Genomic DNA, 21644 nt, shown 5'->3' on the forward strand with positions numbered 1-21644 from the left:
CCGCCGGTGACGTCGCCGCCGTTGCGCCGGGGTGCACGCCGTCGCGCTGCTCGCGTCCCCGGGTGCGTCCAGCACGCCTCAGCCGTGCCAGCCCCCCGGCCCCGGCTGCCCCGCCAGGCTGTGCGGCGGCGCCGGCCGGCCGTTGTGGCCCGGGGGGTGGGCGTGGAAGAGGGTGGAGTACAGGCCGTTCCCTGCCAGGAGTTCGGGGTGGGTGCCGGATTCGACGAGGCGGCCGCGGTCGAGGACGAGGATGCGGTCGGCGTCGGTGGCGAGGTCCAGGTCGTGGGAGATCACGAGGGTGGTGCGGCCCTCGGCGAGGCGGCGCAGGGGGGCGAGGATGCGCTGGGTGGCCAGGATGTCCAGGCCGGTCGTGGGCTCGTCGAGGATGAGGACGGGGGCGTCGCGCAGCATGGCGCGGGCGATGGCGACGCGCTGCAGCTGGCCGCCCGAGAGGCGGGCGGTGCCCGGGGCGATGACCGTGCGGTAGCCGTCCGGGAGGGCGGAGATGAAGGTGTCGGCGTCGGCGGCGCGGGCGGCGCGGAGCACGTCCTCGTGGGTGGCGTGCGGGCGGCCGCAGCCGATGTTCTCCTCGATGGTGTCGTGCAGGACGAGGGTGTCCTGGGGGAGGAGGGTGATGTTGCGGCGCAGCTGGGTGAGCGGCATCTGGTGGACGGGGATGTCGTCGAGGCGGACGGTGCCGGTGTCCGGGTCGTAGAACCGCAGGAGCAGCGCGGCCAGGGTGGATTTCCCGGCGCCGCTGGGGCCGGTGAGGACCAGTAGTTCGCCGGGGACCGCGGTGAAGGACAGGTCGTGCAGGACCTCGTCGGGACTGCCGGGGTAGTGGAAGCTGACGTTCCGGACCTCGATCTCGCCGAGGGCACGGGTGAAGCGCGGCGGGGCGACGAGCGACGGCGGCGGGTCGGTGACGGCGGGGCGGGCGTCGAGGATCTCCAGCAGGCGCTCGGAGCCGGCGGTGGCCTCCGTGGCGGTGAGACCGAGCTGTCCCAGCGAGCGGATCGGCGGGTAGAGGTAGCCGATGAAGGCGGCGAAGGCGAGCAGCTGGCCCAGGGTCATCCGGCCGGCGGAGATCTCCCACGCGCCCAGGCCGATGATCGCCAGGACGCAGAGCGTTTCGAGCAGCTCGACGACCTGCGCGTACAGCTCGTTGAGGCGGGCGCTGGTCACCGAGGCGCGGAACCAGGCGCGGGCCTGCCGGTCCAGCCGCTGCTCCTCCTCGTGCCGGCGGTTGTACGCCTGGGTGAGGACGACGTTGACCAGGCCCTCCTCCACGACCGAGGTGATCGCGCCGTCCGCGGCGCGCTCACGGCGGGACACCTCCTTGACCCGGCCGGTGAAGCGGAGGGTGGCACCCCAGAACACCGGTGCCAGCACGAACGTGGCCAGCGCGAGGTCCCAGCGCAGCCAGAGGGCCGCACCGGCGTAGAAGATGACGCCGAAGAGGGCGGTGGCCGCCTGGACGAGGCCGGAGACCACCAGCTGCTCGATGGCGTCGACGTCGCCGGTCAGCCGCTCGACCAGGTCACCGCGCCGGTTGCGCTGGAAGAAGTGCGGCGGCAGCGTCTGGAGATGGGCGAAGACCCTGGCCCGCAGGCGCAGCACGAAGCGCTCGGCGGTCCAGGCGGCGAGCGAGTTGCCGAGGTAGCCGACCACGGCGCCGATGACGGCCACCGCCAGCCACAGTCCGGCCGGCTGCCAGAAGGCGTCGACCGAGCCCTTCTGCAGGGCGTTGTCGGTGAGTTGGGCGAAGAGGAGGATGGCCGCGGTCTCGGCGAGCGCGGCGCCGACGGCGCACAGGCAGACCAGCAGCAGCCAGCGCCGGTCGCCCTTGGTCAGGGGCCAGAAGCGTCGGAGGGATTCCTTGAGCCCGACCCGCCGGGTGCGGATGGTGGGATCGGCCAGCGGGCCCCACAGCCCGCGGCCGAATCCGACGGTCCCGGGCTCCTCCGCTTCCTGGGCCTCCCGCCCCGGGACCTTCCGAACGGTCTCCGGGGCCCCCTCAACGGGCGGGGAATCCCATGCCGGTTGAGGTGCCGGAGGGGCCGGCGGTGGTGGCCGTGTGGACGCTGTCGGCGGTGCGAAGGCTTCGGTCGGCGCCGGGGCCGGCGTCTCGGTGCGCACCGGCCGCCGTCGCGAGCTGCGCAGATGCATGATGGCTACGCCGTATCAGTCGCTGGTCGGACCGGGCGGAAAGGCCGCTGAGGGGCCCTCACGCACACCCACTCGCAAACGCACGAGGCGGACCCGCGCGCCACGCGAGCCTGCCTCGAACTGTGAGGATGGGGTCAGTTAGTCGTAGTCGAAGCCGAAGTAGCGGCGCCTGTTGTGCCGGCGGCCATGCCTACGACGACGCCTCCTGTAACGGTCCCGGTCGTGGTCCCAGTCGCGCCTGTTCCTGCGCGGGAAGACTTTCCGGAAGCTCATTCTGCCTCCTCGGTTGATCCTTTCCGACGCCCCGTTACCGGTGGCGCCAACTCCCAAGCTACGTCGCACACCTACTGACAACAAGGAAAATACGTGAAATTTCAGACGAAAGCTGAAATTCTTAATTTCCTTGCACATAGTGGACAATTCATCACTCTCCGCAGACGGTCACGCAGCGCCCGTACCGTCCGTTCCTCGATCACCCGCCGTAGCCACCACGGGACTTGGCCGCATCCGGGCCGCGGCGACGAAGGTGCAGGCGAGCAGGGCGGCCCCGATCCAGAAGGCATCGCGTACGCCGTGCAGCGCCAAGACAGCACCGGGCGCGCCGACCGGCGGGGCCGCGTGGACCGCGGGGGCGTGGAACGCGTGGAAGAAGACCGCGCCGAGCAGTGCGGTGCCGAGCGTCCCGCCGAGCTGCTGGGCGGCGTTGAGCAGCCCGGCCGCCGAGCCCGTCTCGTGCGGCCGGACCCGGCCCAGCGCGGTGGTGAAGAACGGGACGGCGAACAGCCCCTGCCCCAGCCCGCAGACCGCCAGCGCCACCGGCAGCGGCCACGGGTACGAGGCGGCGGGCGCGGTGGTGTAGACGGCGACGGCGCCCAGTGAACCGGCGAGCAGTGCGGCGAGCCCGGCGAACATCACCCGGGAGCCGTAACGGGGCACCAGCCGGGCCCCGGCGCACCAGGACGCCACCGCCATCGCGGCCGACCAGGGCAGCAGGGTCAGTCCGGACGACCGGGCGTCGGTGTGCAGGCCGAGCTGGAGCTGCAGCACGACGACCATCATCAGGCCGTTGACCACCGCGAAGAACAGCAGCGAGGCGGCCAGCGACGCGGGGAAGCCGCGGTCCCGGAACAGCCCCGCCTCGACCAGCGCGCTGCGCCCCCGCCGGGCACGGCGGCGCTGCTGCAGCACGAAGACGGCCAGCACCGCGAGCCCGGTGGCCAGGACCGCCCAGGGCCGGACCGCGAACCGGACCAGCCCGCCGTCGAGGAGCGGTTGGACCAGCAGTCCGGTGCCGAGGACGGCCAGTACCGTGCCGGTGAGGTCGAGCCGCGGCCGCCGGTCCGAGCGGTCCTCGGGCAGCAGCGGGGTCGCGGCGAGCACGGCGAGGCCGAGCGGGACGTTGACGAGGAAGACCGCCCGCCAGGACGAACCGAGCAGGTCGGCATGGGTCAGCACCCCGCCGAGCACCGGCCCGCAGACCGCGGCCAGGCCCATCACCGGCCCGATGCTGCCCATCGCCCGGGCCAGCGCGTCGCCGTGGAACATGGCCCGGATCAGCCCGATGGTCTGCGGGATGACCAGGGCGGCCGCGGCGCCCTGCACGGCCCGCGCGCCGATCAGCAGCGCCGGGGAGACGGCCAGCGCGCAGGCCGTGGAGGCCAGGACGAAGCCGGCGACCCCGAGGCGGAGCAGCCGCCGGCGGCCCGCGATGTCACCGAGCCGGCCGCCGGTGATCAGCAGCACCGCGAAGGGCAGCGTGTACGCGGCGCTGTACCAGGGGATGACGGACGCCGGCCCGCCGAGGTCGGCGTGGATCACCGGGGCGGCGACGGTCATGATCGTGGAGTCGAGCAGGTTCATCGCCTCGGCGAGCAGCAGCGCCGCCAGCGCGGCCCACCGCCGGGGGTGCGGCCCGGCCGGCGGACCGGCCGGGCCGGGGCGGGTCGTCACGGAGCTCTTCGACAAGGAGTGGTGCGGCATGGATCGTCCCTTCGGCCGTCACGGATTCACGGGCCGAGCCTGCTTGCGCGTACGTTGAATGTTCCAGCTGGACGAATGAGGCCGAGGTTTCTTTCCATCGATGGGCACCTCGGCAAGGAATTCATCCATCACCTTCCCTCGGCGCTCAGGAGGCCCGGGCATGCCGCTCGACGAGATCGACCGCGGGCTGATCCACGCACTGCACCTCGACGGCCGGGCGCCGTTCAGCCGGATCGCCGAGGTGCTCGGCGTCTCGACGCAGACCGTGGCCCGCCGCTACCGGCGACTGTCCGCCGAGGCCGGTCTGCGGGTCGTCGGCCTGCCCGATCCGCACCGCGCCGGCCGCGCCCAGTGGCTGGTCCGGCTCACCGCGACCCCGCACAGCGCCCAGGACCTCGCGCATGCGCTGGCCCGGCGGTCGGACACCTCGTGGGTGAAGCTCGCCTCCGGCGGGACGGAGATCATCGCCGTGGTGCACACCCCGGCGAGCGGCGCCGACGGCCGTTCCCTGCTGCTGCACGACATCCCGCGCACCGCCGGCATCACCGCGGTCTCCGCGCACTACCTGCTGCACACCTACCTCGGCGGCCCCACCGCCTGGCGCGGCCGCGTGAACGTCCTCGACGCCCGGCAGCGCCGCCAACTCGCCCCGCCGGAACGGCAGAACGCCGACGCCACCTCCGTTCCGGGCGCGACACCGACCGACGACGACCAGGCGCTGCTGGCCGCGCTCCAGCGGGACGGCCGGGCCGGCCAGGCCGAACTGGCCGCGGCCACCGGCTGGTCACCGACCACCGTCGCCCGCCGGCTGACCGCCCTGCGGGCCACCGGTGCGCTGTTCTTCGACGTCGAATGCGATGTCGCGCTGTTCGGCGCCACCACACAGGCGCTGCTCTGGATGACGGTGGCCCCGGCCCGCCTGGAGCAGGTCGCCACCGCCCTGGCCCGGCACGACGAACTCGCCTTCGTCGCCGCCACCACCGGACGGACGAACGTGGTCGCCCACGCCCTGTGCCCGGACCCGGCGGCCCTGCACCACTACCTCACCCACCGCCTCGGCGGGCAACGCGCGATCCACGCCCTGGAAACCGCTCCGGTACTCCGCACGGTCAAGGCGGCGGGGCCGCTCGTCCGGCCTCCACGACGGACGAGTTGACCTGCCGCCGGTCTACGGCCGACGGTCCACGGCCGCCGGTCTACGGCTGGCAGCGGGGGCACCACACCGTGCCCCGCCCGGCGATCCGCGCCCGGCGCAGTGGACTGCCGCAGCGCGGGCAGGTGGGGGCGGGGTCGTCGCGCCGGCCGGTGAGCCAGGAGTCCCGCGGCGGGACGCAGCCCGCCCGGACCGCCGCCCGCAGGGTGCGGCGCATCTCGGTGTGCAGCCGGTCGCAGTCGGCGGCGGAGAGGTCACCGGCCGGGCGGCCGGGGGGCAGGCAGCTGCGCCACAGGATCTCGTCGACGAGCAGATTGCCGAGCCCGGCGAGGACCGACTGGTCCATGAGCACGGCCTTGAGGCTGCCGCGCCGCCCGGCGAGCGCGGCCCGGAGGTCCGCCCGGCCCACCTTCCCCGCGTCCGGGCCCTGGCGGCTCAGGATCCGCTCCGTACCGGCCGGGTCCGCGAGCCACAGGCCCTGGAGTTTGCGCTGGTCGCGGTAGCGGAGCTGGCGCTCCCGGCCGAGCGTGAACACCACCCGGTCGTGGGGGTGGACCGGATCGTCCGGCGAGCAGCAGACCAGCCGTCCGGTCATCCCGAAGTGCAGCAGCAGGGTGGGGCCGCCGGTGTGCGCGAGCAGCCATTTGCCGTGCCGCTCCGGCTCGGTGAACCGCCGGCCCTCCAGCTCGCTCCGCAGCCGCTGCCGGCTCACCCCGTGGAGCACGCCCTCGTCGTACACGTCGATCCGCCGGATCACCCGGCCCCGTGCGCAGGAGACGAGCGTCCGCCGGAACCCCTCGACGTCCGGCAACTCGGGCATCCGGTCCTCGGCCCCGCTCTACGAGCGGCGCGCCGCGTGCGGTGACGAGTGCCGCGACGACGAGTGCCGTGAGGGCGCGTGCGGTGAGGACGGATGCCGGGACGACGAGTGCGGTGAGGACGAGTGCCGGGACGGCTGCCGTGCCGACGGGTGCCGTGCCGACTGCGCGGGCGAGGGCCGCGCCGAGGGCTTGCCCGCCGGCGGGTGCTCGGCGGCGGGCGGGTCCTGGTCACCCGGCGGGTCCGTCACCGGCGGCTCCTCCCCGGATCCGGGCGGGTCCGTGTCCGGTGGATCGGTCGACGGAGGGTCCGTCGACGGCGGGTCCGTGTCCGGCGGATCGGTGTCCGGCGGATCGTCACCGGAACCCGGCGGGTCGTCGTCCCCGGGGTCGGGGTCGTCCGAAGGGACCAGTTGCAGGCTGCCGTAGCGGGCGAACACCGCGTCCGTGCCTGCCCGGACGGTGGCCATCGGGTTGCCGGTGCAGTCGCGCGAGGACCACAGGACCAGGTCGAGCGGGGTGTCGTTCACCACCTCGCCGCCCCCGGGCCCGAGGCCGTAGCAGTGGTCGTCGCCGGGGTCGACGATCTGGTACTGCCGGTTGCCCGGCCGCATGTGGAAGATGATGGTGCCGGTGGTGGCCCGGGCCGTGGGCGGTACGGACACGGCGAGCGCCGCGCTGAGCGCTCCGGTGAGGGCCACGGCGCCGAGAAGAGCGGTCTTGCGTCGCATGGCCCCACACGTTCCCGAGGGCGATTTATCCTATTCCTCCCGTTCGGTAGATTCACCCTCCGTGCCGCTCGGCCGGACGCTGCCCAGCCACAGCACGTCCCGCGCCCTGGTCATCGCCACGAACAGCTGGCTCCGCCTCAGCTCGCCCTGCTCACGGGCGGTCCCGGCATCGTCCGGCCCGTCCTTCCGCGCCGTCAGGTTCGCCTCGTAACGGGGCAGATAGACCCGCTTGAACTCCAGGCCCTTGGCCCGCCGGTAGCTGCCCAGTTTCACCGCCGGGACCGGCCGCCCGTCGTAGTTCTCCAGCAGGCAGACCCGTACGCCCGCCCGGGTCAGCAGCCGCCGGTAGCGTTCGATGGCGCGGGTGGCGGGGCACAGCACGGCGGAGTCCGCCAGTTCCTGCGGGGTCAGTCCGCGCAGCACGGCCACCAGCGCCGCGTCGTGTGCCGCGGGCGTGGGCAGCACGGCCCGGACCACCTCGCCGTGGTGGTACGTCAGGTCGACGTCCCGCCGGCCCGGGGTTCGCGAGCCGTCGATGTCCTCGAAGGCGTCCTCGGCGACGACGGACAGCGCGGTGTCCACGATCTCCTTGCTGTTGCGGTAGTTGGCGCGCAGCACCTGCCCGCGGTCGCCGCGGATGTCGATCCCGGCGTCCGAGAGCCGGAACCCGCCGGGATAGACGGCCTGCTGGCCGTCGCCCACCAGGAGCAGTCCGTTCGGGCTGTCCCCCACCAGGGAGTGCAGCAGCCGCACCCCGACCAGGGTGAGGTCCTGGACCTCGTCCACGACGACGGCCGTGTAGGGGGAGTGCCCGGAGCGGCCGGCCGTCTCGGCGAGCGCGAGGGAGAGCACGTCGTTGAAGTCGTGCACCGCGCGTTCGGCACGCTGGGCCTCGTACGCCTCGTAGAGCGCCCAGACGGCCTGCCGGTGCGGGTGGCGCAGGCTGGTGCGGCGGCGCCGGCGGGGCAGCACGGCGTACTCGTCGAAGGAGGTGATCCCGCGGCCCTTGATGACGTGGTCGATCTCCTCCTTCCAGTAACGGGGCAGCGGATCGATCTCGGCCAGGCAGCTGTCCCGGCCGACGTGTTTCCAGGCCAGGCTGAAGGCCGTCTCCGCCTTCTCCCCGTGCAGCCGCACCGGCACGCCGCGGGACTGGAGGTACTCCTGCGCCCACGAGTGCAGACTGCGGAAGGCGACCTTCTCGGCCACCGCGGGGGCCATGGTCGCGAGGAACGTCGCCTGCACCCGGGGCAGGTTGTTGGCGAAGGTGACGTACAGGACGCGGCCGCCCGTGCGCTGGGCGAGGTACGCGGCGCGGTGCAGGGCGACGACCGTCTTGCCGGTGCCGGCCGGGCCGCTGATCCGGGCCGGTCCGGCCCAGTTGCGGCGCACCAGCGCCAGCTGGTCGGGGTCGAGGAAGGTCATCCACTGCTCGATGGGGGCCCGCCGGGCCTCGTCCAGTGCGGCCCGGCGCAGCCCGTCGAGGTCGAAGAGGCCGTCGTCCGCCAAGGCGGGTGCGGCCGGCGCGGACGGTGCGGCCGGCGGGGCCGCCGTGGTCGCGGGCCGGTTCCGCGGGGCCCGGCCGTTCGCCGTCCCGGCCGCCGCCGGGTCCTCGTACTCGGGGAAGACCCGGGCCAGGTGCTCGGCGAGCGCCCGTACCGAGCCCGGGGGCAGCCGGGTGCGCTCCGACAGCAGCGCCGGGCCGATCTCGTGCTCGCCCAGCAGCCGCAGCCGGCCCAGTTCGGTGTCGACGCGGTGGCCGGCGAAGGCCATCAGCGGGCGGACCGCCACCGGTGACATGCCCAGCGCCGCCACCGCGCCCTCGGCGGCCTTGGTGACCGCGAGGAGTTTGCGCCGGTGCTCGTCGCGGGAGAACCCGCCGGCCCGCAGCCGCCCGCCGGACGGTTCCGGCGCCGCCCGCCAGTTCTTGACGTCGATGACGAAGACCCCGCCGGGCCCGATCAGCAGCATGTCCACGTTGGCCGCCCGGGTGCCCGGCCAGCGCCGGTCCACCAGCAGCCGCCAGCCCCGCTCGGTCAGCATCAGCAGCTGGGCGGCGATCCGCCGCTCCCCCTCGCCGGCCGCCTCCCAGCGCTCGGCCCGCTGACGGGCGGCCTGCCACTGTTCCCGTAACAGCCGTTCCTGGCGCCGGGCCTCCTGGGCCCGCCGTGCTGCCGATCCGCCCGCCGCCGACCCGCCTGCCGTCATCGCGCGCCCCCTCACCTCGCCCCGCGTCCCACGGGGTCATGAACCATAGGTCCGTGGCACATGACGCGGTAGTGCGCACAGGAGGGGCACGGGGGCATGGCACGGGCCCGTGGTCCGCGGTCCCACGGGCCCGCCGCGCGGACGGCTACCCGCCGCTCGCCACCGGCCGCCGGCCGAGCCGGAACGCCGAGGTGCCCAGGCCGTCCGGGACGCCCCACCAACCGGGCGAACCCGTCGGGTGGCGGAGTTCGGACGCGACGTAACGGCGGCAGTTGCGGTGCCAGTTGAGGATGCCGGCCATCCAGTTCTCCAGCTCGTGGACATAGCCGTCGAGCACCTCACGGGCCTCGGCGGACAGCTGGAAGTCGTCGTGGACGACGGGCAGTTCCTTGGCGGCGAGGTGCTGGAACTCCTCGATGCGCGAGGTCATGAGGTCATTGATGATGCCCAGCGCGCTCGGGTAGTCGCAGCGGAAGAAGGTCTGGACGACGAGGACGCCGTTGTGCACCTCGCCCTCGTACTCGATCTCCTTCTGGTACGAGAAGACGTCGTTCAGCAGGCAGGCGAAGTCGGCGGCGGAGTTCTCCAGCGCGCGCAGGGTGCCGGTGCGGTAGACCTCCGGCGGCACCCGCCGGCCGTGGCCGATCCGGCACAGGGACATGGTGAGGTCGGACCCGAACGTCGCCCGCCGCATCTCGATGTAGTCGACCGGGTCGGGGATGCGGTTCTGGATCTGGTTGTCGATCTCCCAGAGCCAGCTGGCCGTCATGACGTCGACGGTCCTGCGGAAGTCGTGGCGCGCCTCCGGCGTCATCGCCGCCACCGTACGGGGCCACAGGTCCGCCAGTCCGCGTTCCAGGGCGTTGACCGGCTCGGGGACGGGCGTGGCGGCGTCGAGCGGCATGAACGCCGACAGCCGTTCGGTGCAGACCTTGGCCGAGGCGATGTCCCGGGCCCGGCCGAAGACCTGCGGGTAGTAGTCGTCGGCGTAGGTGCCCCAGGCCAGCCACTGGGAGTCGAGGTCGAGCTCGTCCGGGGTGGCGTCCGGATGGATGCCGGCCGCGCACAGCGCCAGGTCGTGGCGCTCCATCGCCGGCTCGTCCCAGACGTCGGAGAGCGGCACCCCGGGCTGCGGCCGCAGCATGCCCATCCGGTGCGCCCAGTCGATGACCCGGCGGCGGGCGCCGTCCAGGTGCGGGCTCAGGGTGAGGGTGAACGGCATGGTGATCTCGGGGATCCGCGCCGGGCCGACCTTCCGGTGCGGTACGTGGGTGTGGCTGCGGAAGCGGTGCGCGCCGGCGGTGGTCAGCGCCGTCCTCAGGTCCCCCGCCGAGGTGCCCAGTCCGGCGGCGGCGAACGGCGACCAGGGTTGCGCGGATCCGGCCGCCGCCGCTCCGCCGCCGTTCATGTAGCGGCTGGAGCGCAGGTGCCATTCGTGGCCGCCGGACTGCCAGTCCTGCAGTCCCTTGGCGTACGCCAGCACGGCCGCGCAGGACGCGGGGTCCAGGCCGGTTTCCAGGAACAGCGCGGGGAGCTCCGTGACCACGGTGTTCTCGAACTGCTGGAGCCGGGAGGTGATCAGGTCGTTGACCGCGTCCGCGGCCTCCTGGGTGGTGCAGTCCAGGAAGGTCTCCAGCACCAGGACGCCGTTGCTCAGCTCGCCCTCGTCCTCGGTCTCCCGCTGGTAGGAGAAGAGGTCGTTGCGCAGGTGCACGCCGTCGGCGAAGGTGTCGCGCAGCACCCGCAACGGCCGGGAGGCGGCGACCGCGGCCGGGACCTCGGCGCCGGCCGCGAACTCGACCAGGCCGGCGGACCAGGGCGCGCCGCCGACCTTGCGGCGCATCTCGATGTACTCGACGGGATTCGGCACCCGGTTGATGTCGATGTTGGACAGTTCCCAGAGGGACTCGTTGAGCAGGTGCTCGGTGCTCTCGGCGAACCGCCCGCGCCAGTTCGCCGACATGTGCGGAACGGTGCGCGCCCACAGATCGGCCAGACCCGCCTCGACCGGGTTGGTCGGCTCCGGTACGGGCGTGGTGTCGTCCATCGGCATGAAGGCGGGCAGCCGGTCGAGGTACTGCTTGCCGCCCTCCCGGTCCAGGGTGCGCTTGAACTTCTCCAGGAAGTGGTCGTCGAAGAAGAAGACCCAGACGTACCAGTCCGTCACCAGCGAGAGCGCGTCCGCGTCGCAGTCCGGGTGGGTGTACGCGCACAGCAGGGCGTAGTCGTGGGCGTCGAGGTCCCGCTGCTCCCAGATGCCCGAGCCCTCCAGCATCCCCATCTCACGGGCCCACCGGCGGGAGTGCGTACGCGCCGCCTCCACGTGCGGATTCAGCCGCGCCGGATGGGGCGTGTAGAAGTGGGGCAATTCAAATGGCTGTGTCACCGTTGCTGGCCTCTCCCCATACGTGCGGAAGGACGGCGCGCCGGACCACGCCCCCCTGACGGGGGCAGCGCTACCCCGGGGCCCGGCGCATTAGACGTTGCGGAGGAGGAGCTTCCGCCCCCGCCGCTTTCTGCCCGTTCGACTCCGCACCGACGATCACTTCAGCCGCTTTTCCGGCGCCACGCTTTCGTTTCTTGGGCGGCTGGGGCGGTATGGGTGGTGGGGACAGTACGGGCGATGGCGGCGGTGGCAGCGGTACGAGCCGTGGGGGCGGTACGGGCCGTGGGAGCCGTGGCGGCGGTACGGGCGGTGCGGAGGGCGAGGTCCGCCAGTGCCTCCGGCGCGCCGGCCTGGCCCCGTATGCCGGGGAAGGCGTTGACGTCGACGACCACCGGCCCGTCCGGCCCCCGCAGCACATCCACGCCGTAGACCTCCAGGCCGAAGGCCGCGCCGGTGCGCAGCGCGAGCTCCGCCCAGCCGGCGGGCAGTTCGCCGGGCGACAGCGGCCGGGTCGGCCCGCGTCCGTCCGGTGCCAGCTCCGAGCGGCGCAACCCGGCGAAGAGCTGCCCGTCGACCACCCACAGCTTGTGGTCCCAGCCGCTGTTCGCGGTGAACTCCTGCACGACCACCGGCTCCCCGGGCCAGCCGGCCGCCAGTTCCCGCAGGTCGGCGACGGTGTCGGCGCGGGCCACCAGGTCACCGCGCCGGCTGTACCGGCTCTTGACCACCAGCGGCCCGGCCGGCTCCCCCGCCGCCGCCAGTTCCCCGATCGTGTCCACCGCCCGGGTCGCGGCGAACGGCAGCCCCGCCGTCCGCGCCAGCTCCGCCATCGCCACCCGGTCCTGACAACGGGCCGTCGCCGCCGCCGAGTTGAGCACCGGAACGCCGTACGCCTCCAGACGGGCGGCCAACGCCAGCGCCCGCGGCGTCCGCGCCTTGAGGAGATACACATCGGCGAGCCCGCCACGGTCCGGGCCGGACACCGCACCGTCCGGGCCCGCGTGGTCATCCCGGTGACCGTGCGGACCCTCCAGATCCAGGTGGCCGACCCGGTGACCGTCGGGGTCGAGGTGGTCGCCCCAGTGGCCGTGCGGACCCTCCGGATCCAGGTGGTCGCCCCGGTGGCCGCCCGGACCCTCCGGACCCAGATGGCCGACCCGGTGACCCTCCGGACCCTCCGGGTCCAGGTGGTCGACCCGGTGGCCGGCCGCGGTCAGCAGGGCGGTGACCGCGGCCAGCACCGGGTGCGCCGGGTCCGTGGTGATCAGGCCGATCCTCACCGGTCGCCGCCGATCGCCGCCAGCGGCACGGTCTCCGGCGCGGTCCGCGCCGCCGCGGCCGGCACCCGCTGCCCGCCGTACCCGCCGCCTGCGCCACCCACGCCGTCTCCGCCGGCGAGCCGCAGCACCGCCGCCGACACCCGGGCCACCGCGTCCGGCACCTGACGGAAGCTCGGGAAGTCGTTGATGTCGACGACCACCGGCCCGTCCGGGCCCAACAGCACGTCCACGCCGTAGAGGTCGAGCCCGAAGACCGCCCCGACCTCCGCCGCGATCCCGGCGACCTCGGCGGTGAGCGGCACCTGGCGCTCGGGGACGTCGTGCCCGGGGTGCAGCGGCGAGCACCGCTCGGTGGCGTACAGCTCACCGGCGACGCAGTAAACCTTCAGGTCCGTACCGGAGTTGGGGACGTACGGCTGGGCGATCAGCAGCCCGCCGTCGTTCTCCGGGGCGCCCGGCCCGGTCAGCCGGCCGGGGCTCTCGACCAGCCGCACCGCACGCCCCGAGCTGCCGTCCGCGGGCTTCACCACCAGCGGGAACGCGCTGCCGGGCAGCTCCGCGAACTCCTCGGCCCGGGCCGCCGCGTACGTCACCGGGACCGGCAGTCCGTGGGTGCGGGCGATCACCGCGGCCAGTGCCTTGTCCCGGACGCCGCGGATCGCCCGGGCGTCGTTCACCGTGGTCAGTCCGACCGCGGCGGCGGCCTCCAACAGGGTCAGCCCCGGCCCGCCGGAGACGGTCTTGAGTATCCAGGCGTCGTGGCTGCCCGCGCGGATCGACTCGGATATCGGGATCAGCGAGCGGCCGGGCCGGACGACGTCCACCTGGTGGCCCCAGGCGCCGAGTTGGCGGATCACGTCCTTGGGCATGCCGTCGTGGCGGTACTGCTCCTCCACCAGGAAGCAGAGTCTCATCTGGGCATCCTCGTCATCGCCGGGCGTCCGTCCACCGTCCGCCCGGCAGATCCGCGACACACCAGGATCCCACGCACGGCCCGACAGGGGCCGTGAGGGCCCGTGCGCCGCTACGGATCCCCGCCCGCCCCATGTTTCGGCGAGGTTACGCCACCCTCGGCGCCCGCTCCGACCGCCCTGACCAGGCACGCCACCGCCCCCCTCCGACCCAACGCCACCCCCCACCCCACCCCTCAAATCCCGTATGCCGGAACCCTTGTTCCGATTCTGGTGCGGTCCTAGGGTCGGGCCACCCCGGGGACGGATCGGCGAGCGGTACGCACCGCGTACCGGAGTACGGAAGCAGGCGAGCGGGTTGGCGAACGCACAGCACAGCGGATTCGGCCGGCGGGGATTCCTGGCCGGCATGGGCGGCATCATCGGCACCTCAGGACTCGGCGCGACGAGCCCGGCCGAGGCCGCGGCACCCCATCACGGGCCGCGGCCCGAGGACTTCCACGGCCACCGGCAGCTGCTCGTGCCCGAGCTGCTGCTCCTGCCCGAGGGCCCGGTGCGCGACCGGGCGGTCCTCGTCTCCGGCGGGACGTTCCACACCGTCGGGCCGGCCGAGCAGCTCATCGCCGACCACCGCGACCTCCAACCGGTGCGGCTGGACGGCCACTTGCTGATGCCGGGCTTCGTGGACGCGCACCACCACCTGACCCAGAGCTTCGGCAAGGCCCAGTCCTTCGGCCAGCCCTCGGAGATCTTCAAGACCATCTGGGAGCCACTGGAGCACGCCCTCGACGAGGAGAGCGCCTACGTCTCCGCGAAACTGGCCGCCCTGGAGGCCCTGCGCGGCGGCTTCACCACCGTCGCCGACGCCGGCACCCGCGCCCCCGTCGACGTGGCGGCGATCGCCAGGGGCACCGAGGAAGCCGGCATCCGCTGCGTCCTGTCCAAGATCGTCTCCGACGGCACCGGCGGCCCCGCCCACCTCGCACGCTGGGACGGCCACCCCCTCGTCCACCCCTCCCTGGCCATCGCCGTCCCCGAGGACGCCCCGGCCGAGACCCTCCGCAGGACCGCCGCCCTGTGCGCCGAGGCCGGCGCGGTCCTCCAGATCCACGTCAACGAGCACCTCGCCTCCGTGGAACGCTCGTTGAAGAGCGTCGGCCGGCGCCCCCTCGAACACCTCCACCACATCGGCGCACTCGGCCCGCACACCCTCGGCGCCCACGCCACCCTCCTCACCCCCACGGAGATGCGGCTGCTGGCCGACTCCGGCGCGGCCATCAGCTACAACCCGGTGGCCAGCGCCTGGAAGGGCAACGGCGTCAACCACGCCACCATGCTGGCCGCGCTGGGCGTCCGGTTCGGCATGGGCACCGACGGCACCCGCGGCGACGGCTTCCGCCTGCTCGACGCCGCGGAGACCGCCCAGCGCCTCGCCTACGGCCTGGGCTCCGGCGACTCGGTCTGCGGCGCCGGCCGGATGTGGCTGGACCACGCCACCGCCCGCAGCGCCGACGCCCTGGGCCTCGGCAAGGTCACCGGCGAGATCGCCGCCGGCAAGGCCGCCGACTACCTCGTCGTGAACCTCGCCGTCCCCGAACTCACCCCCTCCTACGACCTCCGCTGGGAACTCGTCCGCCTCGCGAACCGCGACCAGGTCGCCGCCGTCGTCGTCGCCGGCCGACTCCGCCTCTGGCACGGCTGGCCGACCGACTGGGACGCCCACGCCCTGCTCACCCACGCCGCCGAACTCGGCCCCCGAACCGTCGAACGCGCCAAACTGCAACGCGTGGAGCCGGTGTAGGGCCCTACGGGGATACGTGCCGGTGTAGCCCACCCACGGGGACACCCGCCGGTGTAGGCCCACCCACGGGGATACCCGCTGGCCTCGGCCCCACCCACGGGAACACCGGCTGTCGTCGGCCTCCACGGGAATACCCCTCACCTCTGGCTCGTTGTGGGCCCCGAGGGGGCGCCCGGACCCCCTAGCTAGGGGATCTGTTCGCCCCCTCCCTAGGGGCCCCCGCCCTCACCCCGCCCCCACCCGCCCGTCGCCTCCCCCACTCCCCGAGCACCCTGCGCCCCCGGGGGAGATTGACCGCGGACCCCATGCCCACCACGCCGACCCGGCGCAGCCCCAACGCGCCTACTCCACAACGGAATTGACGTCCCGCGCCCGGTCCAGCGTGGCCTGCAGCGTCAGCCGGTCCCCGCGCAGATGGATGAACTCCAGGTCGGCCGGCCGCCCGTCGGCGAGCCGGGTCAGCCGCTCCACGGCGAGCACCGCGCCGCCCTCCGGCATCGCCAGCACCTCACACGTCGCCGGATCCGCGACCACCGCCCGCACCGACACCTCCGCCCGGCCCAGCGGCGCCCCCGCCACCCGCTCGATCAGATCGAAGACGTCATTCCGCTCCAGCGTCGCCCGCCCCCGCGCCAGCAGCGGCTCCCCGACCTCCGGAATCAGATACGTACAGTCCAGCGACAGCGGCGCCCCGTCCACCCGCCGCAGCCGCTCCAGATAGACCGCCGCCGCCCCCTCCGCCAGCCCCAGCCGCCGGGCCACCGCCTGCGGCGGCCGCACGCTCCGCGCCTCGCGCACCTCGTTGACGACCACACCGTGCCGCTGCAGCACCTCCGCCAGCCCGGACAGCTCCCCCAGAGGATGCTGGTACGTCCGCCCCGCCACCACGGTGCCGACCCCCCGGCGCCGCTCCACCAGCCCCTCGTCCCGCAACAACCCCAGCGCCTCCCGCACGGTGTTCCGCGACGTCCCGAACTCGGCCACCAACGCCCGCTCGTCCGGCAGCACCCCTTCCGGGAACGCCCCGCGCAGCACCTGGCCCCGCAGCACATGCGCCACCCGGCGCGCCTGATCCGCGCGCCGCCCCTGATCCGCCGGCATTCCCAGCCCTCCTCCCTACGCCCGCGACGCTAGGCGACCGGCGTTGCCGCGAGGGTACGCCGCCCCGCCTGACCTGCATAGATTCCTGAACTGCCGGTTTGCGGGCCGGCCCCGGGACTGCGCCACCACCCGGCACCGGCGGACCACCACGGACGGACCACTGCGGGGCACCCGCGAACCACTACGGGCGGAGCACTACGGGGCGCCGGCGGGCCGCTACGGGCGGAGCACTACGGGGCGCCGGCGGGCCGCTACGGGCGGAGCACTACGGGGCGCCGGCGGGCCGCTACCGTGAGGCGATCACCGTGCGTACCGTGAGGCGGTCACGCATACCGTGCGTTGCTGTGCGGCGATCACGCAGGACTGGGAAGACAAGGAGGTCCCGCCGTGACCCACAAGGCCGTGCCCTTCGACGACCTCGACCGGAAGATCATCGCGGCGCTGATCGACAACGGCCGGGCGAGCTTCGCGGAGATCGGGACCGCCATCGGACTGTCCGCCACCGCGGTCAAACGACGCGTCGACCGGCTGCGCGAGCACCACGTGATCACCGGTTTCTCCGCCACCGTCCGCCCCGCCGCCCTCGGCTGGCTGACCGAGGCGTACGTCGAGGTGTACTGCGACAGCGCGGCACCGCCCCGCCGGCTGGCCGAGGTCGTCCGCAACCACCCGGAGATCGCGGCGGCGATGACCGTCACCGGCGGCGCCGACGCCCTGCTCCACGTACGGGCCACGGACGTCGAGCACTTCGAGGAGGTCCTGGAGCGGATCCGGGCCGAACCGTTCATCCGGAAGACGATCAGCTACATGGTCCTCTCCCACCTCCTCCCGGACAGCCCGGAGGCCGGGGCCCAAGCAGCAGCCCAGCACGGCCCAAGCAAATAGCCCATGCAGCGAACGAGCGCATCTGACCCGTAGCACGCAGGATTCCTGCTCATATACGCAGCATTTGTTGCTTGTGGCCGGAATCCACCCCTCCTTACCGTGGTAAGGCCCGGGTGACGACCAGTGACGCAGTGTCACAGTTCATGAATCACAGCGCATGGATCGAGGTCACCCAGCCTGTCCCACCGGAGAGGAAGGGATACTTCTGTGCCGACGAGTAGTGCGACGAGCACCCCGAGCAGCGCTGCCGGCGCGAGCATCGTGAGCACCGCGAGCATCGTGAACAGCACGAGCGGTACGACCGGCGCGCCCAGCGCGCCCAGTGCGCACGGGTTGAGCAGCCCCAGCAGCGCAAGCGTGACGAGCGGCCCCAGCACCACGAGCAGCACGAGCGGTGTGATCAGCCCCAGCAGCACGAGCGGTGTGGTCAGCCCCAGCAGCCCCAGCAGCCCGATCACCCCCAGCATCACCCCCAGCACTACGCGCCTCCCCGCCCCCGTACCGCCCCGCGTGGCGCGCCCCCGCCGCTACCTGATGTGCGAGCCCCGCCACTTCGACGTGCGCTACGCCATCAACCCCTGGATGCGCGAGGGCACGCAGGTAGACACCGCCCTCGCCGCCCGCCAGTGGGAGGCCCTGGTCGACGCCTACCGCACGCACGGCCACAGCGTCGAGACCGTCCCGCCGGCGCCCGGCCTGCCCGACATGGTGTTCGCGGCGAACTCCGCGCTCGTCGTGAACGGCCGGGTCTTCGGCTCGCAGTTCCACGCCCCGCAGCGCCGCCCGGAGGCCACCGAGTACGAGGCCTGGTTCAAGGCCGCCGGCTACGACGTGTACCGTCCCGCGTCCCCGTGCGAGGGCGAGGGCGACCTCGTCCCGGCCGGCCGCTACGTCCTCGCCGGCACCGGCTTCCGCACCGACCGCGCGGCCCACGCCGAGGTGCAGGAGTTCTTCGGCGTCCCGACCATCGGCCTGCAGCTGGTCGACCCGCACTTCTACCACCTCGACACCGCGCTCTTCGTCCTCTCCGAGGACGCCGGCACCGGCGACGCGGAGATCGCCTACTACCCCGGCGCCTTCTCGTCCGGCAGCCGCGAGGTGCTGCGCCGGCTCTTCCCCGGGGCCGTGCTCGCCACCCGGGACGACGCCATGGCGTTCGGCCTCAACTCCGTCTCCGACGGCCGGCACGTCTTCGTCGCACCGCCGGCCACCGCCCTGATCGACCAGCTCGCCGCCCGCGGCTATGTCCCCGTCCCCGTCGACCTGTCGGAGTTCCACAAGGCCGGCGGCGGCATCAAGTGCTGCACCCAGGAGATCCGCTCATGACCGCACCCGTCCGCACCGTCCCGGCCCCCACCGCCGCCCCCGCCCGGGCACCCCGCTCGTCCGCCGAGCTGATCCGCGCCGAGGGCCCGGTCCTGGCCCACAACTACCACCCGCTGCCCGTAGTGGTGGCCCGCGCCGAAGGCTCTTGGGTCGAGGACGTCGAGGGCCGCCGCTACCTCGACATGCTGGCCGGCTACTCGGCACTCAATTTCGGCCACCGGCACCCGGCCCTCATCGAGGCCGCACACCGCCAGCTCGACCAGCTCACCCTCACCTCCCGCGCCTTCCACAACGACCGGCTGGCCGGCTTCGCCGAGGCCCTCGCCGAACTGACCGGCCTGGACATGGTCCTGCCGATGAACACCGGCGCCGAGGCGGTGGAGAGCGGCATCAAGGTCGCCCGCAAATGGGCCTACGACGTCAAGGGCGTCCCCGCCGACCGCGCGACGATCGTGGTGGCCGACGGCAACTTCCACGGCCGTACGACCACCATCGTCGGCTTCTCCGACGACGCCACCGCCCGCACCGGCTTCGGCCCCTTCGCCCCGGGCTTCCGCACCGTCCCCTACAACGACCTCGCCGCCCTCGCAGCCGCCGTCGACGACACCACGGCCGCCGTCCTCATCGAGCCCATCCAGGGCGAGGCCGGCGTCATCATCCCCAACGAGGGCTACCTGACCGGCGTCCGCGAACTGACCCGACGAACCAACTGCCTCTTCATCGCCGACGAGATCCAGTCCGGCCTCGGCCGCACCGGCACCACCCTCGCCGTCGAGCACGAATCCGTCGTCCCCGACGTCCTGCTGCTCGGCAAGGCACTCGGCGGCGGCATCGTCCCGGTCTCCGCCGTCGTCGCCCGCCGCGAGGTCCTCGGCGTCCTCGGCCCGGGCCAGCACGGCTCGACCTTCGGCGGCAACCCGCTCGCGGCCGCGGTCGGCTCGGCCGTCATCGAACTCCTGGCCACCGGCGAGTTCCAGCGCCGCGCCGCCGAACTCGGCGAACAGCTGCGCACCGGCCTGGCCTCCCTCACCGGCAAGGGCATCACCGGCTTCCGCGCCCGCGGCCTGTGGGCCGGCGTGGACATCGACCCCGCTCTCGGCACCGGCCGCGAGATCAGCGAACGCCTCCTGGCAGAAGGCATCCTGGTCAAGGACACCCACGGCTCCACCATCCGCCTGGCCCCACCCTTGACCATCACCCCGGAGGAACTGACCTCGGCCTTGACGGCACTGGAACGGGCTTTGGGCTAAGGCCTGTACGAGGAGGGGCGGCGCCCGTACGGGGGGGGCGGCGCCCGTGCGGGGGCGGGAGGCTGAACGTCCGTATGGGGGCGGGAGGCCTAACGTCCGTACGGGGGCTGGAGGCGGCGCCCGTGCGGGGTGGTGTCCGGAGGCAGCGCCCGTGCGGGGTCCGGAGGCGCCGCCCGTACGGGACCGCCACCACAGGGCGTCCTTACGGGGTGAGGTTAGGGGCGAGGCCGCCCTTACGGGGCCGCCCTTGCGAGTGGTGAGGTCAGGGGCAGACGGGGCCGTCGTCACCGGGCCGCCGTCCCCCTCCCTCCATCCGGGCCGCCGTCGCCAGCAACACCTCGGCGGCGGCCCGCGCCTGCCGGGCCGACCCCGCCTCCCCGGCAACAGCGGCCGCACTGATCGCCCCATCAACGAGCAACGCCAACTGGCCGGCGAGCAGGGAGATTTGCTCCTCCGAAAGTTCGCCGGAGAGGTCACTCACCAGCCCGCCCAGATAGCTCACCAGCGCCCGCTTGTGCTCCCGCGCGGCCCGTGCGACCTGCTCCGACGTGGCCCCCAGCTCACCGAACGAGTTGAGGAAGGCGCACCCCCGGAAATCCGGCTCCGCGAACCACTCCGCCAGCCAGTCGAAGACCGCCGGCACCCGCTCCGCCGGCCCCTCGCCGTGCGCGTCCACGTACTCCGCGAGCGCCGCCCGCCACCGGGCATCCCGCCGCCGCAGATACGCCTCGACAAGATCCTGCTTGGCCGGAAAGCACTGGTAGAGCCGCTTCAACGAGACCCCCGCAGCGGTCCGCAGCTCATCCATGCCCACGGCCTGGATCCCGCGCCCGTAGAACAACTCCTCGGCGGCATCAAGTATCCGCCCCCGGGCTTCATCCTGGTCCATCGTCATGTCACGTCCGGGGTGTTCGGGGGTTGACGGGTGGCGTATCGGCGCTGATCGGGAGGGGGGTGATGGGTGGCAGATCAGCACTGATCGGGGCGACCGGTAGCGAGGAGAACGCCCGTTCTCTACACTAGCCGACACAGCACCTCGAGAACGCTCGTTCTCCCCGCCCTCCTCCCGAGGGGTGCGCAACGACTAAAGAGTGCGCCCCGGCCGCACCACGACAAGGAGTCACCATGACCTCCCCACGCCCACCCTTCCCCCCGTTCGACGAGCAGAGCGCCCTGCAAAAGGTCCAGGCCGCCGAGGACGCCTGGAACACCCGCGACCCGGAACGAGTGGCCCTCGCCTACACCGAGGACTCGATCTGGCGGAACCGCGACACCTTCCTCCGCGGCCGCGACGAGATCATCGCCTTCCTCCGCCAGAAGTGGTCCCGCGAACTGGACTACGCGCTACGCAAGGAACTCTGGTCGTTCCACGGCAACCGCATCGCGGTCCGCTTCCAGTACGAGAGCCACGACACCAACGGCCAGTGGTGGCGCAGCTACGGCAACGAGCTGTGGGAGTTCGACGACCACGGCCTGATGCGCCGCCGCGAGGCCGGCATCCACGACATCCCCATCCAGGAATCCGCCCGCCGCATCATCGGCCCCCGCCCAGACCACGAAAAGGGCCACCCCCTCCCCTTCGCCTAACGCCCCCAACTCCCGCCGCCTCGCCCCACCCCCACCAACTTAACTCTCTGCTACGACC

18 protein-coding genes are annotated in these 21644 nt (G+C 73.3%); 6 read left to right on the forward strand and 12 right to left on the reverse strand.

Going from position 1 to position 21644, the window contains the following annotated elements; genetic code table 11:
- Window positions 1–78 precede the first annotated feature (78 nt).
- The 3 genes from ACFV1J_RS05970 to ACFV1J_RS05980 form a co-directional block, all read right to left on the reverse strand.
- Window positions 79–2169 carry an ABC transporter ATP-binding protein gene (locus ACFV1J_RS05970; protein ID WP_385856029.1) on the reverse strand — a complete coding sequence of 697 codons (2091 nt, stop codon included), beginning with the start codon at window positions 2167–2169 and terminating at the stop codon, window positions 79–81.
- A gap of 138 nt (window positions 2170–2307) precedes the next feature.
- The gene (locus tag ACFV1J_RS05975) at window positions 2308–2442 is read right to left on the reverse strand and encodes a hypothetical protein (protein ID WP_385856030.1); all 135 of its coding nucleotides are present in this window, start codon (window positions 2440–2442) and stop codon (window positions 2308–2310) included.
- A gap of 168 nt (window positions 2443–2610) precedes the next feature.
- A complete protein-coding gene (locus ACFV1J_RS05980) occupies window positions 2611–4149 on the reverse strand; it encodes an MFS transporter (protein ID WP_385856031.1) in 1539 nt (512 codons plus the stop codon).
- A gap of 160 nt (window positions 4150–4309) precedes the next feature.
- Here ACFV1J_RS05980 and ACFV1J_RS05985 point away from each other — a divergent pair, with 160 nt between their 5' ends.
- On the forward strand, window positions 4310–5305 hold the full coding sequence (locus ACFV1J_RS05985; protein WP_385856032.1) for an Lrp/AsnC family transcriptional regulator: 996 nt from the start codon (window positions 4310–4312) through the stop codon (window positions 5303–5305).
- A 40-nt stretch (window positions 5306–5345) separates the two neighbouring features.
- Here the strand turns inward: ACFV1J_RS05985 and ACFV1J_RS05990 are convergent, their stop codons facing one another.
- From ACFV1J_RS05990 to ACFV1J_RS06015, 6 genes are all read right to left on the reverse strand, one after another.
- Window positions 5346–6122: an Fpg/Nei family DNA glycosylase gene (locus tag ACFV1J_RS05990; RefSeq protein WP_385856033.1), complete on the reverse strand. Its 777-nt coding sequence runs from the start codon at window positions 6120–6122 to the stop codon at window positions 5346–5348.
- Between the two features lie 18 nt (window positions 6123–6140).
- Window positions 6141–6851, reverse strand: coding sequence for a chitin-binding protein (locus tag ACFV1J_RS05995; RefSeq protein ID WP_385856034.1), 711 nt, complete (start codon window positions 6849–6851; stop codon window positions 6141–6143).
- Between the two features lie 30 nt (window positions 6852–6881).
- Complete coding sequence (locus tag ACFV1J_RS06000) at window positions 6882–9059, reverse strand: UvrD-helicase domain-containing protein (RefSeq protein ID WP_385856035.1); 2178 nt, start codon at window positions 9057–9059, stop codon at window positions 6882–6884.
- A gap of 145 nt (window positions 9060–9204) precedes the next feature.
- Window positions 9205–11445: a family 2 encapsulin nanocompartment cargo protein terpene cyclase gene (locus ACFV1J_RS06005; RefSeq protein WP_385856036.1), complete on the reverse strand. Its 2241-nt coding sequence runs from the start codon at window positions 11443–11445 to the stop codon at window positions 9205–9207.
- Window positions 11446–11606: 161 nt separating this feature from the next.
- Entirely contained in the window at window positions 11607–12725 is a 1119-nt protein-coding gene (locus tag ACFV1J_RS06010; RefSeq protein ID WP_385856037.1) for a RimK family alpha-L-glutamate ligase, read from the reverse strand.
- Window positions 12722–13639, reverse strand: a complete 918-nt coding sequence (locus ACFV1J_RS06015; protein ID WP_385856038.1) for a RimK family alpha-L-glutamate ligase — start codon at window positions 13637–13639, stop codon at window positions 12722–12724. Before ACFV1J_RS06015 ends, ACFV1J_RS06010 begins: the two co-directional genes overlap by 4 nt.
- 406 nt (window positions 13640–14045) lie before the next feature.
- Between ACFV1J_RS06015 and ACFV1J_RS06020 the strand changes: the two genes are divergently transcribed.
- Entirely contained in the window at window positions 14046–15437 is a 1392-nt protein-coding gene (locus ACFV1J_RS06020) for an amidohydrolase family protein (RefSeq protein ID WP_385856417.1), read from the forward strand.
- 342 nt (window positions 15438–15779) lie between these two features.
- On the opposite strand, the gene ACFV1J_RS06025 is transcribed toward ACFV1J_RS06020, so the two are convergent.
- Entirely contained in the window at window positions 15780–16538 is a 759-nt protein-coding gene (locus tag ACFV1J_RS06025) for a GntR family transcriptional regulator (protein WP_385856039.1), read from the reverse strand.
- Between the two features lie 387 nt (window positions 16539–16925).
- On the opposite strand from ACFV1J_RS06025, the gene ACFV1J_RS06030 reads away from it, so the two are divergent.
- Entirely contained in the window at window positions 16926–17423 is a 498-nt protein-coding gene (locus ACFV1J_RS06030) for an Lrp/AsnC family transcriptional regulator (RefSeq protein ID WP_385856040.1), read from the forward strand.
- 134 nt (window positions 17424–17557) lie between these two features.
- On the opposite strand, the gene ACFV1J_RS06035 is transcribed toward ACFV1J_RS06030, so the two are convergent.
- The gene (locus ACFV1J_RS06035) at window positions 17558–17902 is read right to left on the reverse strand and encodes a hypothetical protein (RefSeq protein WP_385856041.1); all 345 of its coding nucleotides are present in this window, start codon (window positions 17900–17902) and stop codon (window positions 17558–17560) included.
- Between the two features lie 55 nt (window positions 17903–17957).
- Here ACFV1J_RS06035 and ddaH point away from each other — a divergent pair, with 55 nt between their 5' ends.
- Window positions 17958–18749, forward strand: a complete 792-nt coding sequence (ddaH, locus tag ACFV1J_RS06040; RefSeq protein WP_385856418.1) for a dimethylargininase — start codon at window positions 17958–17960, stop codon at window positions 18747–18749.
- Window positions 18746–19999 carry an ornithine--oxo-acid transaminase gene (gene rocD, locus ACFV1J_RS06045; protein ID WP_385856042.1) on the forward strand — a complete coding sequence of 418 codons (1254 nt, stop codon included), beginning with the start codon at window positions 18746–18748 and terminating at the stop codon, window positions 19997–19999. Before ddaH ends, rocD begins: the two co-directional genes overlap by 4 nt.
- A 262-nt stretch (window positions 20000–20261) precedes the next feature.
- Here rocD and ACFV1J_RS06050 read toward each other — a convergent pair whose 3' ends face one another.
- The gene (locus tag ACFV1J_RS06050; protein ID WP_385856419.1) at window positions 20262–20888 is read right to left on the reverse strand and encodes a TetR/AcrR family transcriptional regulator; all 627 of its coding nucleotides are present in this window, start codon (window positions 20886–20888) and stop codon (window positions 20262–20264) included.
- A 236-nt stretch (window positions 20889–21124) separates the two neighbouring features.
- On the opposite strand from ACFV1J_RS06050, the gene ACFV1J_RS06055 reads away from it, so the two are divergent.
- On the forward strand, window positions 21125–21586 hold the full coding sequence (locus ACFV1J_RS06055) for a nuclear transport factor 2 family protein (RefSeq protein ID WP_385856043.1): 462 nt from the start codon (window positions 21125–21127) through the stop codon (window positions 21584–21586).
- The last annotated feature ends 58 nt before the right edge of the window (window positions 21587–21644 follow it).

The sequence above is a fragment of the Streptomyces sp. NPDC059649 genome, assembly GCF_042734445.1.
GTDB lineage: Bacteria > Actinomycetota > Actinomycetes > Streptomycetales > Streptomycetaceae > Streptomyces.

Coding starts and splice junctions, on each gene's coding strand:
- ACFV1J_RS05970 (WP_385856029.1), bottom strand. CDS start 2,169: ATGCATCTGCGCAGCTCGCGACGGCGGCCGGTGCGCACCGAGACGCCG.
- ACFV1J_RS05975 (WP_385856030.1), bottom strand. CDS start 2,442: ATGAGCTTCCGGAAAGTCTTCCCGCGCAGGAACAGGCGCGACTGGGAC.
- ACFV1J_RS05980 (WP_385856031.1), bottom strand. CDS start 4,149: ATGCCGCACCACTCCTTGTCGAAGAGCTCCGTGACGACCCGCCCCGGC.
- ACFV1J_RS05985 (WP_385856032.1), top strand. CDS start 4,310: ATGCCGCTCGACGAGATCGACCGCGGGCTGATCCACGCACTGCACCTC.
- ACFV1J_RS05990 (WP_385856033.1), bottom strand. CDS start 6,122: ATGCCCGAGTTGCCGGACGTCGAGGGGTTCCGGCGGACGCTCGTCTCC.
- ACFV1J_RS05995 (WP_385856034.1), bottom strand. CDS start 6,851: ATGCGACGCAAGACCGCTCTTCTCGGCGCCGTGGCCCTCACCGGAGCG.
- ACFV1J_RS06000 (WP_385856035.1), bottom strand. CDS start 9,059: ATGACGGCAGGCGGGTCGGCGGCGGGCGGATCGGCAGCACGGCGGGCC.
- ACFV1J_RS06015 (WP_385856038.1), bottom strand. CDS start 13,639: ATGAGACTCTGCTTCCTGGTGGAGGAGCAGTACCGCCACGACGGCATG.
- ACFV1J_RS06020 (WP_385856417.1), top strand. CDS start 14,046: ATGGGCGGCATCATCGGCACCTCAGGACTCGGCGCGACGAGCCCGGCC.
- ACFV1J_RS06025 (WP_385856039.1), bottom strand. CDS start 16,538: ATGCCGGCGGATCAGGGGCGGCGCGCGGATCAGGCGCGCCGGGTGGCG.
- ddaH (WP_385856418.1), top strand. CDS start 17,958: ATGTGCGAGCCCCGCCACTTCGACGTGCGCTACGCCATCAACCCCTGG.
- rocD (WP_385856042.1), top strand. CDS start 18,746: ATGACCGCACCCGTCCGCACCGTCCCGGCCCCCACCGCCGCCCCCGCC.
- ACFV1J_RS06050 (WP_385856419.1), bottom strand. CDS start 20,888: ATGGACCAGGATGAAGCCCGGGGGCGGATACTTGATGCCGCCGAGGAG.
- ACFV1J_RS06055 (WP_385856043.1), top strand. CDS start 21,125: ATGACCTCCCCACGCCCACCCTTCCCCCCGTTCGACGAGCAGAGCGCC.